The sequence below is a fragment of the Sphingobacterium sp. PCS056 genome (genome assembly GCF_023273895.1).
Taxonomy (GTDB): domain Bacteria; phylum Bacteroidota; class Bacteroidia; order Sphingobacteriales; family Sphingobacteriaceae; genus Sphingobacterium.
Map to the genome: position 1 here is coordinate 4,331,369 of NZ_CP096883.1, position 12,946 is coordinate 4,344,314.

At 34.9% G+C, this 12,946-nt stretch carries 12 protein-coding genes; 10 read left to right on the forward strand and 2 right to left on the reverse strand.

Going from position 1 to position 12,946, the window contains the following annotated elements; all coding sequences use genetic code 11:
* Positions 1–19: 19 nt before the first annotated feature.
* A complete protein-coding gene (locus MUB18_RS18075; protein ID WP_248754143.1) occupies positions 20–1,540 on the forward strand; it encodes a DUF3943 domain-containing protein in 1,521 nt (506 codons plus the stop codon).
* 11 nt (positions 1,541–1,551) lie between these two features.
* A complete protein-coding gene (locus tag MUB18_RS18080; RefSeq protein ID WP_248754144.1) occupies positions 1,552–2,379 on the forward strand; it encodes a DUF4846 domain-containing protein in 828 nt (275 codons plus the stop codon).
* An 86-nt stretch (positions 2,380–2,465) separates the two neighbouring features.
* On the opposite strand, the gene MUB18_RS18085 is transcribed toward MUB18_RS18080, so the two are convergent.
* Positions 2,466–2,903: a GNAT family N-acetyltransferase gene (locus tag MUB18_RS18085; RefSeq protein WP_094771638.1), complete on the reverse strand. Its 438-nt coding sequence runs from the start codon at positions 2,901–2,903 to the stop codon at positions 2,466–2,468.
* Between the two features lie 526 nt (positions 2,904–3,429).
* Between MUB18_RS18085 and MUB18_RS18090 the strand changes: the two genes are divergently transcribed.
* The 3 genes from MUB18_RS18090 to MUB18_RS18100 are packed head-to-tail and all read left to right on the forward strand — an operon-like array spanning position 3,430 to position 5,793.
* Positions 3,430–4,686 (forward strand): putative DNA modification/repair radical SAM protein, encoded by a 1,257-nt coding sequence (locus MUB18_RS18090; protein WP_248754145.1) that lies wholly within the window; start codon positions 3,430–3,432, stop codon positions 4,684–4,686.
* A gap of 1 nt (position 4,687) precedes the next feature.
* Positions 4,688–5,452: a TIGR03915 family putative DNA repair protein gene (locus MUB18_RS18095; protein WP_248754146.1), complete on the forward strand. Its 765-nt coding sequence runs from the start codon at positions 4,688–4,690 to the stop codon at positions 5,450–5,452.
* A 59-nt stretch (positions 5,453–5,511) separates the two neighbouring features.
* On the forward strand, positions 5,512–5,793 hold the full coding sequence (locus MUB18_RS18100; RefSeq protein ID WP_045754472.1) for a GNAT family N-acetyltransferase: 282 nt from the start codon (positions 5,512–5,514) through the stop codon (positions 5,791–5,793).
* A 225-nt stretch (positions 5,794–6,018) separates the two neighbouring features.
* Here the strand turns inward: MUB18_RS18100 and leuS are convergent, their stop codons facing one another.
* Complete coding sequence (leuS, locus tag MUB18_RS18105; protein WP_248754147.1) at positions 6,019–8,802, reverse strand: leucine--tRNA ligase; 2,784 nt, start codon at positions 8,800–8,802, stop codon at positions 6,019–6,021.
* Between the two features lie 217 nt (positions 8,803–9,019).
* On the opposite strand from leuS, the gene MUB18_RS18110 reads away from it, so the two are divergent.
* The 5 genes from MUB18_RS18110 (at position 9,020) to MUB18_RS18130 (ending at position 12,884) form a co-directional block, all read left to right on the forward strand.
* A complete protein-coding gene (locus MUB18_RS18110) occupies positions 9,020–9,898 on the forward strand; it encodes a cell division protein FtsX (protein ID WP_045754416.1) in 879 nt (292 codons plus the stop codon).
* A 2-nt stretch (positions 9,899–9,900) separates the two neighbouring features.
* Positions 9,901–10,131, forward strand: a complete 231-nt coding sequence (locus MUB18_RS18115) for a DUF3098 domain-containing protein (RefSeq protein ID WP_045754415.1) — start codon at positions 9,901–9,903, stop codon at positions 10,129–10,131.
* Between the two features lie 14 nt (positions 10,132–10,145).
* Positions 10,146–10,961: an undecaprenyl-diphosphate phosphatase gene (locus MUB18_RS18120; RefSeq protein ID WP_045754414.1), complete on the forward strand. Its 816-nt coding sequence runs from the start codon at positions 10,146–10,148 to the stop codon at positions 10,959–10,961.
* Positions 10,962–11,128: 167 nt separating this feature from the next.
* Positions 11,129–11,866, forward strand: coding sequence for a tRNA pseudouridine(55) synthase TruB (gene truB / locus MUB18_RS18125; RefSeq protein WP_248754148.1), 738 nt, complete (start codon positions 11,129–11,131; stop codon positions 11,864–11,866).
* A gap of 43 nt (positions 11,867–11,909) precedes the next feature.
* Positions 11,910–12,884: a bifunctional riboflavin kinase/FAD synthetase gene (locus MUB18_RS18130; RefSeq protein WP_045754412.1), complete on the forward strand. Its 975-nt coding sequence runs from the start codon at positions 11,910–11,912 to the stop codon at positions 12,882–12,884.
* Positions 12,885–12,946 lie beyond the last annotated feature (62 nt).

Here is a 12,946-nt window from a genome sequence, read left to right on the forward strand (position 1 = left end):
GATATATGACATGCTCAAAATGACGAAAATTAGATTTCTTTTCTTATATGTAATAATGCTACTGCTGCAGTTTCTGCTTTCGACGCAAACTTTACATGCCCAAGAGTATATTCAGGAATATATCGATACGGTTAATAATTTCGAACCGTTACAGAATAAAATTCCTTTTGATACAACTAAAAACAGTAAAAGTATCCTAACTTCTTCTACAGTTACTAATGGAAATTACCAACTTCCTAATTATCAAGACACCATCAATCATAATCCACGTAAACATTTTGCTAGGGCAGCAACAGAATGGTTTATGTTTCAGGCTTTACCGGCTTCATTCAATTATTTCATCAGAAAAGATCCATACTCACATATCACGCTAAATAATTGGTTTAAACATCTTAAACCAAACGCATGGGCATGGGACGATAATGCTTTTGCGACAAACCAAATTGCTCATCCTTATCATGGTCAATTGTATTTTAATGCGTTCAGATCTAATAATTATAGCTTTCTGCAGTCTTCTGCTGCCACTTTGGCGGGAAGCTTTATATGGGAAACGGCAGGCGAGACACAGGCCCCTTCTATCAATGATTTAGTTAACACCACTTATGGTGGTATTATATTAGGTGAAATCACTCACCGTATTTCACAAAATGTGCTATCTAGACCGACAAGTTCTTTGGCAGAGCGACAAGGAAAAGAAGTATTAGCTTTTTTTATTAATCCTGTCAATGGCCTAAATCGCCTACTGGATGGACGTTGGGGAAGAGTCGTAAAAGGTGCTGTAATTGATTCTTCAACAGTTAGAGCTGAGGTCGATTTTGGTTTTCGACGCTTCGACACCAAAGATCTAGATATCATCACGAAAGGCAAAACAGATTACTTTGTCCGGTTAAGCTTGATTTATTCCAATGATGATATTGAAAACAAGAAACCATTTGATGATTTTTATGTCAATTTGGAAGTCGGCGGTGACGACAGTTCATTTGTCAACACCGTCAATGTATATGCCTCACTTTATGGAAAACGGGTACTAAAAAATCTACCGGGAAGACATCTGGGAGTTTTGTCTGCAAATTATGACTTTTACCATAACGAAGCTTTTTTTTATGGAGCACAGAGCATGAATTACAATGTCATATCAACCTTTAGTTTGGGTGGTAAAAATCGATTAACAACAACCCTAGGAGGCGGTCCTGTGATATTAGCTGCAGTACCAGATCCCTACCTCCTTTTTGGAGAAAGCCGAAATTACAATTATGGGCCAGGTGTTGACGTCCGCGGTTCTGGGGAAATTAGTGTACTGAACAGGTTTAAGTTCGGTGCACAATACCATGGGGGGTATTTTGTCACCTTGAGCGGCAATGAATCCCACTATTTTTTACACACAGCTTCCATCAGCGGAAGTCTACGTCTGTTGAAAAACTTTTCATTAAACATGAATTCTGGTTATTTTAGATTAGAAGGTAATTTTAAAGACTATCCTGATGTAAACAAAAGTTATCCATTTGCCCGTCTTTCTCTAGGATATAATGTTTTATTTTAGAATCAACTGTAATGAAAATATTGTGTATTATTTCTATTGGTTTCATCCTGATAAACTGTACTGCATCTTCCAATCAAAATAAATTGGAAGATAAGTCCGAACAATTGCATATGGTTGATGGCTATAATCAGCAATTGGTAGATGCCGAGGGAAAAATCATTAAAGATAGATTCAAACCTCCGGTTGGCTACGAAAGGATAAATTATAAGAAAAATGAATTTGGTTATTTCTTAGAACAGCTCCCAGTCAAACCTATTGATAAACTCGTGACCTATTATAATGGAAGGACTAAAGATAGAAGAGACATCTATGCAAGTGTGGTTGATCTGCCTATAGGAAAAAGAGATCTACATCAATGTGCAGATGCTGTTATGAGACTGCGAGCTGATTATTTATATCAAAATAAGAAATATAATGATATTCATTTCAATTTCGTGTCTGATGGCAAGCCTAGGTATTATAATAAATTTGCAGATGGGGACTATTCCTATTCAACATACTGGAAGTACTTAGAATATATTTTCGCATATGCTAACACTGCATCTCTTCATGATGAATTATCGACAGTTAAATCGATGGATGACGTGCGAATAGGAGATACTTTTGTTCAAAAAGGAAATCCTATCGGCCATGCTATCGTGGTTGTAGATATGGTAGTAAATCCCAAAACAGGTCAAAAATTAGTATTAATGGCACAAAGTTACATGCCTGCGCAAGAATTACAAATCATCAATAATCCCATTAACAAATCTATAAGTCCTTGGTATGCCCTATCTGATGAAGTTATACGAACACCAGAATGGAAATTCTATTCTGAAAATTTAAAAACGTGGAATTAGGTCTATACATTGTTTAACACATGACGACATCATACTCCCGTAGATAAACCTATTTTGATATCGATACTAGCTCATATCAAATAGTATCATGCTAGATCGGCGGTTAAACAAATTTGCATGCGGACATATGCAAGCGTTCCCTTAAGAAAAGGTTGCCCTTTCTCTTCCATACCAAATTTTTTATAAAATGAAACTGCTTCTACTCGCGCATCACAATAAAGTGTACGACCATTCCATAGCACACAAAAGTCAAAAACAGACTGTAGCAATGCAGTGCCTATACCATATCCTTGAAATTTAGGTATTACGGCAAATTTTCTAAATTGATAAGTCTCTTTATCAACCTCAAAAACAGAAATAACACCCACTATCTCCCCTTCTACGCTAGCGGCAAAGTGTGTTCCATCAAAGTCATCATCAATCATCACATCTTTTAGTGACCCCTTAGGATATAATACCTCTTGACGAATTTTCCATGTTCGCGAGGCAATCACTTGCTCTACATAAATTTGATTAATTTCCATTCATTAAATTATAGAATCATTGACCATAACATCATATTAAGCTTAAATCGCCTCAACAAGAATAAAATAAGCTCGTGAATTAAGCCAATATCACCATCATATTGTTTAAAATAATTTATCATATTTCTTTCACATTTCCAGTCCATTTTAAAGTTCCCCAGCTAGTTAGTTCTCCTTTTAATGCTTTCTTAAGTTAATGCTTTCTTAAGCGATCTAAAGAGTACAATATACATCAATTGTCTCCAAAAAAAACGTTGTGGAATAATATAAATAAGGGATATTCCATTCACCTCGCTTAACGAAAATAAACCGCTCAATAAAGAAAAAAGCATAAATAAATCTGCTAAGGGTGAAAATATAGGCAAAATGATTTGAAATATTAAAATATTACATTTTGCACTCGGAGAATTGATCTGTATTTTTAACAAAAGAGATGTTAAAAAATATGTGACTAGTCATTACTAAATTTCATTCAATATATATTAATTCTAATAATATTAGTACATTTACTAAAATTAATAGATTTATGTCAGATCGTATATTTCAAAAACTTAATATTTTAGCAGACGCAGCCAAATATGACGTAAGCTGCAGTTCGAGTGGAAGCAATAGGGCTAATAAAAATAAAGGTCTAGGCAATGCTAATCAAGGAGGGATCTGTCATTCTTATACCGAAGATGGTCGATGCGTCTCCTTATTAAAAATCTTATTGACTAACCATTGCATTTATGATTGCGCTTACTGTGTATCAAGAAAAAGCAATGATATAGAGCGTGCAGCCTTTACTGTACAAGAAGTAGTGGATCTGACCATCAATTTTTATCGTAGAAACTATATTGAAGGTTTATTTTTAAGTTCGGGCATTTTTAAAAACGCAGACTATACAATGGAAAGGTTGGTTTCTATAGCTAAAAAGTTGAGATTAGAACATAAATTCAATGGCTATATTCATCTAAAGACTATTCCAGGAGCTAGTGATGAACTTGTACATCAAGCAGGTTTATATGCTGATCGTCTCAGCATCAATTTAGAAATACCAACAAAAGAAGGGCTTAAACTCTTAGCTCCAGATAAAAATCGCGAAGATATGATTGTCCCTATGCGTTATCTTAAAAATGAAATTATAAGAACAAATGAAGAACGAAAGATCATCAAATCGACACCGACCTTCGCTCCTGCTGGACAAAGTACACAGATGATCATTGGCGCATCAGGCGAATCTGATAAACATATTATTCAGACTGCGCAGCATTTTTATAAAAACTTTAACCTAAAGCGTGTTTATTACTCGGGCTATGTTCCGATATCTTACGATAAGAGACTGCCTGAGATTGGTTCTGCAGTACCTATGGTGAGAGAAAACAGATTGTACCAATCCGATTGGCTTTTGCGTTTTTACGGTTTTAATGCCGACGAAATCGTTAATGATACTCACCCACTGCTTGATCTTGATATTGATCCTAAATTAAGTTGGGCACTACGCAATCAGCATGTATTTCCTATTGATATCAATAAAGCTGATTATAATGCCATCGTGCGTATCCCAGGTATTGGAGTTCAATCTGCCAAGAAAATCATCATGGCTCGACGATTTGGTCCCTTACGCATAGAAAATCTTCAAAAGTTAGGAGTTGCGATCGTTCGTGCGAAATATTTCATCACTTGTCTTGGATTTCAACAAATATATGCTGATAAAACAGGAGCAAATATTAAACAATACATATTAGCACAGTCTACTAGTAAATACATCAAAAATAATACGCAACAATTAAGCTTATTTTAAGATGCTCAAAACACTTATTTATGATGGTACATGGTCAGGACTGATTACTTGTGTATTTTGTTCTTTTGAATACAAATGGCAGGTTGAAAATATTCAGCAAAATAACCAGGACATACAGTCCGGATTATTCGTTACTGCAGAAACAGTAATAACAGATGATGTTAAGGTGAAACGCGTTCTTCTGGGATTAGAGAAAAAAATAGGAATGCAAGGAATTAAAGAGCTTTACTACGTATTTCTTTCCGAGGTGAAAAATATGGAACTCCTCATACTGAGGAGTATTGTTTATTACTTTAAATCGAATAATAAACCAAATCTTAATTACGCAAATGATCATATTTTAAAAATAAAAAAAATAGTAAAATCTGTCTCTAGGGAAAGACATCGCATTAAAGCATTTGTTCGATTCCAAAAAATGAAAGATGGCTTATATTATGCAAATCTAGAACCCGACTTTAACGTATTACCCTTAATTGTTAATTTTTTCAAAGATCGTTATGCCGATCAAAAATGGCTGATCTACGACTTAAAGAGGAATTACGGCATTTACTATGATCTAGCACAGGTCACAGAGGTTAAATTTACTAACAGATTAAATAAAAATCATGTTGTAATTCAATTAGATGATGAAGAATTACACTATAGTAATCTATGGAAAAATTACTTTGATGCTGTTAATATAAAAGAACGAAAAAATACAAAATTACATGTTCAAAGTTTGCCAAAACGCTATTGGAAATATTTAAATGAAAAAAAATTATTGTAAAAAATCTTATTTTTGAAAAACCAAAAATAGAAATTAGCTGTTTATTTAAATAAAAAGAGATGACTATAAAAAATATTGAAGACGAAAAGAAAGGTCAAATAATCGCAGAAATAGATGGTAAAGAAGCCGGTATTATGGAATATACCTGGGCAGGAGAAGATAAATTCATAATTGACCATACAGAAGTATATCCAGAATTTAACGGCAACGGTGTGGGAAAAAAAATGGTTTTGGAAGCTGTAGATTATGCACGTAAAAAAAATGTTAAAATCATGCCGCTTTGTCCCTTTGCAAAATCTGTATTTGACAGAACAGAAGCATTTCAAGATGTATTGTTTTAAAAACTACATGGATGGTATAAAGTAAAAGCTTATTGTAAATGGGTCAATTTATGGACGAAAAAGAACGTCCGGTAATAAAAACTTACCCTGAATCACTTCGATAGAGCAACGCTCATCTATTAAATGTATAAGGCTAGGGAAACATAATGAAACAACAATACATCAATCTAAAAAGACGCTTTCGATAATTCAAAAGCGTCTTTTTTACACTTTCTCTTGCCCCGGTTAGACGACTATATTGATAATCTTACCTTTGACAAAAATTAACTTCTTTAATGATTTCCCGTCCATAAAACGTTGAACATCTTCATTCGATAAAACAATTTCTTCGACAGCTTTCGCATCCAGATCCAATGGCAATAAAAGATTCATTTTCATTTTTCCATTGATCGATACTGGATAAGCAAACTCAGATTCAACTAAATAATCAGCAATAAAAGTTGGGTATGTCGCATATGAGATGGATCCATTTTCTTTTCCCAATAATGACCACAACTCCTCTGAGATGTGTGGTGCATAAGGTTGAAGTACAATAACCAGTTGCTCTAAAATAGCACGCTTATTACATTTAAGATCTGTAAGCTCATTGACACAAATCATAAAAGCAGAAACAGAAGTATTGAATGAAAAACGTTCAATATCATCCTCAGCCTTTTTAATGATCTTATGCAAAGCCTTATATTCAGCTTTTGTAGGTTGATCACTTGATATATTAAAGTTACCTTCAGCGTCATGGAATAAGCGCCATACTTTTTTCAAAAACTTATATACCCCCTCAATACCATTCGTATTCCAAGGTTTCGCCTGCTCCAATGGACCTAAGAACATCTCATACAAACGAAGCGTATCTGCACCATATGTATCAATGATATCGTCAGGATTTACGACATTGAATTTCGATTTAGACATTTTCTCCACTTCCGTTCCGCAGACATATTTACCATCTTCTAATATAAATTCTGCGGTAGCATAATCCGGTCTTGAGGCTTTGAATTTCTCCAGATTCAAGACGTCGTTTACGACAATATTAACATCTACGTGTAGTGGAATGGTATTATATTGATCTTTCAATCCGTAAGAAACATAGGTATCTGTCGCTTTCCCCTCATCACTCAATAAACGGTAAACAAAGTTAGAACGTCCCTGAATCATTCCTTGATTTATTAATTTTTTAAAAGGCTCTTCCTCATTGTGGAAACCTAAATCTTTGAGGAATTTATTCCAGAAGCGTGAGTATAGCAAGTGACCTGTAGCGTGCTCAGAACCACCTATATATAGATCGACAGATTTCCAGTAATCGACAGCTTCTTTAGAAGCAAAAGCCTCCTCATTTTGAGGATCCATATAACGGAACCAGTACCAAGAAGAACCAGCCCAACCTGGCATTGTACTCAGTTCATACTCGTATTGATCTTCATACTTCCAATTTTCTGCACGTCCTAACGGAGGCTCGCCAGTTTCTGTTGGCAAATATTTATCTACCTCAGGCAATAGCAAAGGAAGCTCCTCTTCTTTAATCAAGTATGGCAATCCATTTTTAAAGTAAACCGGAACCGGCTCTCCCCAGTATCGCTGACGACCAAAGATCGCATCGCGCATACGGTAGTTAATTTTAGCCTTTCCTAATTTTAGCTCTTCCAATTTTGCGATTACAGCAGTAACACCATCTTGGTAGTTCATGCCGTTCATAAAATCAGAGTTGATATATTTACCATCTTTATTTGGATCCGCTTCTTCCTCGATCTGCTGTGAATCAGAAATTTGTATGATAGGCAGATTAAAATGCTTAGCAAATAGATAATCTCGCTGATCTCCAGATGGTACTGCCATCACAGCTCCAGTACCATAGCTTGCCAATACATAATCAGCAATCCAAATCGCAACATCTTCTCCCGTGATCGGATGTTTTGCATATGAGCCTGTAAAAGCGCCCGATACCGTTTTAGTATCAGACATACGATCCAATTCAGATTTTTTACTTGTTCTATCAATATATGCGCTGATGTCGGCCTGTTGTTCAGCAGTCGTCAATTTTGAAACCAATTCATGTTCGGGAGCTAACACAACAAATGAAACACCAAAGATCGTATCTACACGTGTCGTGAATACTTCAATATTTGTATCTAATTGTGGAACTGGAAACTTCACTAAGGCACCGACAGACTTGCCAATCCAGTTACGTTGCATCTCGACTAAGGGTTCAGGCCAGTCAACTAGATCCAATCCCTGCAACATACGATCGGCATATGCTGTGATACGCATAGACCACTGCATCATCTTCTTTTGTTCTACTGGAAATCCGCCTCTTTCAGAAAAACCATTGATCACTTCATCATTAGCAAGTACAGTTCCTAATGCAGCACACCAGTTAACAGTACTTTCACGCAAATAAGCAATCCGGTATTTCAACAACTCACGCTGTTGCTTCTCTTCATCAAATGCAAGCCATTCTCCTGCTGTAAACGATAACACATCATCATCAGAAACAGCATTAATTCCTTGTGAACCAGACACCTCAAAACGACTAACTAAAGTATCTATTAACTCAGCCTTATTCGATTCATTATTATACCACGAATTGAACAATTGCATAAAAATCCATTGCGACCACTTGTAGTATGAAGGATCAGAAGTACGTACTTCTCTACTCCAATCAAAAGAAAACCCGATGTTATCCAACTGTTCACGGTAGCGACTTATATTCGCTTCAGTTGTGATCGCTGGATGCTGTCCCGTTTGAATTGCATATTGCTCCGCTGGTAGACCGAATGAATCATATCCCATGGGATGCAAAACATTAAAACCTTTTAAACGTTTATATCTTGAAAAAATATCCGAAGCGATATAACCAAGTGGATGACCGACATGCAAACCAGCTCCAGAAGGATAAGGAAACATGTCTAAAACATAATATTTCGGTTTGTCATGTGTATCCGAAGATTTGAATGTTTCATGATCGGCCCAAAATTTTTGCCACTTTTTTTCTAACGATTTGTGATTGTACTCCATTTTTGTATTGAGGAATTTTGTAAGACTTGCGAAAATACAATTTTAATGGGGAATTATAAGAAAAGTTTTGTAGTTTGAACAATAAATGATAGTATTGAAAAGTTAATTACAAAGGATATAGCGAATTTTTGCAGTTTCGAAATAAAGTTATTACAAGATTAATTCGAATTAATCCCCTCAAATCATTACTTTCGCAAATAAATTTTTATTGCTTATTATGTCAGAATACGAATCAAGCACGCAAAAAAGAAAAACAAAATCAGTTTACGTCTCTACTGTTATCAGTATAGCACTGGTCCTTTTAGTGACTGGATTATTAGGTTTATTACTTGTGCACGCAAAGAATTTATCCAAATACGTTAAAGAAAACATTGTTTTAAATGTTATCGTTAACGATGGCACTAACGAAGGCGATGTTCTTTCATTGCAAAAAGATCTAGAAAAGGATAATTATGTTTTACGCTCAGAATATATCAGCAAGGAACTTGCCGCAAAATCGTTGAAAGAAGATTTGGGTGAAGATTTTGTTCAATACTTAGGCCACAATCCTTTACTTCCTTCTATCGATGTTTATATGAAGGAAGATTATGCAAACTCCGACAGTATCAAAACTTTTATCGATAAAATATCGCGAAATAGCAGAATAAAAGAAGTTGTTTATCAAGAATCACTTATTGATATGGTCAATAAAAATGTGCGCATCATCAGTATTGTTGTACTAGCATTTGCTGCAATTTTATTGGTAATTGCAGTAGCACTGATCAACAACACGATACGTTTAGCGATTTATTCACAAAGATTCCTGATTAAAAGTATGCAACTAATTGGGGCTACAAAAAACTTTATACGTAAGCCATTTATTACCTATGGTATCATACATGGTTTGTTAGGTTCATTGATAGCAATCTTATTATTAATATTTACATTAAAATTTGCACAGCAGCAAATTCCTGAATTGGTATTTTTAAGAAATTGGTATGAGTTTGCGGCTATTTTTATTGTAGTTATCGCAATTGGAATTCTAATTTCTGGCCTTAGTACATACTTTGCCGTTACCAAATATTTAAAAGCAAAATCTAACGATTTATACAGTTAAAAATGGCTCAAATCAAAAAATCTGAATCGACAAACAAAAGTTCTTTTGTTTTCGGAAAATTGAATTATCAATTATTTATTGTCAGTATTATTATTGTAATCATTGGTTTTTTCCTAATGAGTGGTAATACAGATATCTATAGCTTCACTAAAATCACGTTAGCTCCCATTGTCATAGTACTTGGTTTTGCTTTAGGCTTTGTAGCCATTCTTTACAAACCAAAATCTAAATAAAACAATACTAGACTATGTCCTTATTTGAAGCTATCCTTCTCGCGATTGTTGAAGGATTAACTGAATATCTTCCCATTTCATCAACAGCTCATATGGGTTTTACTGCAGCTTTAATGGGCATGCAGGAAAGTGAATACCTCAAAATGTTTCAAGTGTCCATCCAATTTGGCGCTATCCTTTCCATTGTAGTTCTCTATTGGAAGAAATTTTTTGATATTAAAAATATCCAACTTTATTATAAATTAGCTATTGCTGTTATTCCGGCATTGGTATTAGGAAAACTATTGGACGACAAAATCGAAGCTGTATTAGGTAATCAGATCGCGATCTCTACGGTATTGGTCCTTGGCGGTGTAGTTTTGCTATTTGTCGACAAATGGTTTAAGAATCCTACGATCTTGGATGAAAAAGAAATTCCAATAAAGAAGGCATTAATTATCGGTTTCTGGCAATGTCTAGCCATGATGCCTGGTACATCTCGGTCAGCTGCATCTATTATAGGTGGACTGACTCAAGGATTAGACCGAAGAGCTGCCGCGGAGTTTTCTTTCTTCTTAGCAGTTCCTACTATGCTTGCCGTAACCGTTTACTCCGTATTTGTTAAAACGTGGGGAGAAGGAACAGCACATGCACAGAAAGGCTATGAGATGATATTTGCCAGCAATGAAAATATCATTGTTTTTATAGTCGGTAACGTCGTTGCCTTCATCGTTGCTATGATAGCTGTTAAATCATTTATAACCGTATTAACAAAATATGGATTTAAATTTTGGGGTTGGTACCGTATTATTATCGGTATCGCTTTATTAGTATTTTTCTGGAATAACTAAACCATTTGACGCTACACTTACTATTTAAATATTAGTGCGAGAAATAATATTAGTACCTTTGCAAAAAAAATACAAAATCAACTTGACTTTGTTATGTTAAATGCTTGTTTTAACGAGATTCAGCAAATGGAAACAAAATCAATGATCTAGTGCAATTGAATCAATGAATGGAAAATAACGAAAAAGATCAAATAGAAAAAGTGTTTTCATTTGCCGAAGGACAAATGTTATTGATAGATAAGCCACTGACCTGGACAAGCTTTGATGTAGTTGGGAAAATTCGTAACTCCATTAAGCCATTAAAAATAAAAGTAGGTCATGCAGGTACATTAGATCCATTAGCAACGGGTTTGTTAATTGTCTGTACTGGTAAATTCACAAAAAAAATAGATAGCTACCAAGCAGAGGATAAAGAGTACATGGGAACCATCACGTTAGGTGGGACAACCCCTTCTTACGATCTTGAAACAGAAGTCGATGAAACTTTTCCTACAAATCATATTTCGGAACAAATGATATATGATGCTGCGAAAACTTTTGAAGGTGATATCGACCAATACCCTCCTGCGCATTCGGCTATTAAAATCAACGGAGAGCGTATATATGAAAAAGCTCGTCGAGGTGAAACAGTGGAATTAAAAACCCGCAAAGTAACGATTAATAGCTTTATCATTGAAAAAATAGAAATGCCTGTTATCCATTTCAGGGTTTCGTGCAGTAAAGGAACCTATATTCGTTCACTAGCATTTGATTTTGGAAAAGTACTCAACAGTGGTGCTCATTTAAGTTCACTCAGAAGGACTAAAAGTGGCGATTACCAGGTTGAAAATGCTTGGAACTTAGAAGAATTAATTCAAAAAATAAAAGTTCATAAAGAAATTAATATCGAAGAACATCAATCTTAGGAATTGATTTCTATCTATTAATTTATCGAAAATATTTCATTAAATGAAAATTTATAGAAGTTTAGATGATTTTAAAGCATTGGAAAATGCAGTTGTTACCATTGGTACATTTGACGGCGTCCATATCGGTCATCAAAAAATATTAACTCATTTAAAAGAATGTGCTAAAAAAATTAATGGTGAAACGGTTTTATTAACCTTTTACCCTCACCCAAGATTAATTATCAATCCTGACGATGATAGCTTAAGGCTTATTAATGATATTGAAGAGAAAGTCAGTAGACTTTCTGAATTAGATATTGATCATTTAATCATTACCCCTTTCTCTCGTGATTTTTCAAACCAAACTCCTGAAGAATATATTAGCAATGTATTAGTCGGAAAATTAGGTACAAAAAAGATTGTAATTGGATATGATCATCACTTTGGAAAAGATAGAAAAGGTAGTTTAAAAGATTTGCAGCAGTATGCTGATATTTTTGATTATTCCGTAGAGCAGATCCCGGAGCAGGATATCAATGATGTAGCCGTATCCTCAACCAGAATACGCCTCGCCTTGATTACGGGTGATATCAACACCGCAAACCTGTATTTGGGTTATCCCTTTGAATTAACAGGAACGGTAATACGTGGTGATCAAATTGGACGAACAATAGGTTTTCCTACAGCCAACCTGCAGGTACATGAACAGCATAAATTGATTCCGGCCTATGGTATCTATGCTGTAGAAGTTCATATTTTTGATCATCTTCAAAATATCACCACAGGTGAATACATCGAAACAGAACCATATAGCATTGCTAAAGGAATGGGATACATAGGCACACGTCCGACGGTAGATGGAATGAATAGGAGTATTGAAATTAGTCTTTTCGACTTCAATGAAGATATTTATGGTAAAACATTGCGTGTGAAATTTTTACACTTTATTCGTCATGATGAAAGATTTGATTCGCTACAAGAAATGAAAGATCAAATTAAAGAGGATGAAAAACAAATAAGAGCGTTACTTTTTTAAATAAGATCAAGAATAAATAGAAATGGGTCAACGTTTTTTAGCGTTGACCCATTTCTATTTTA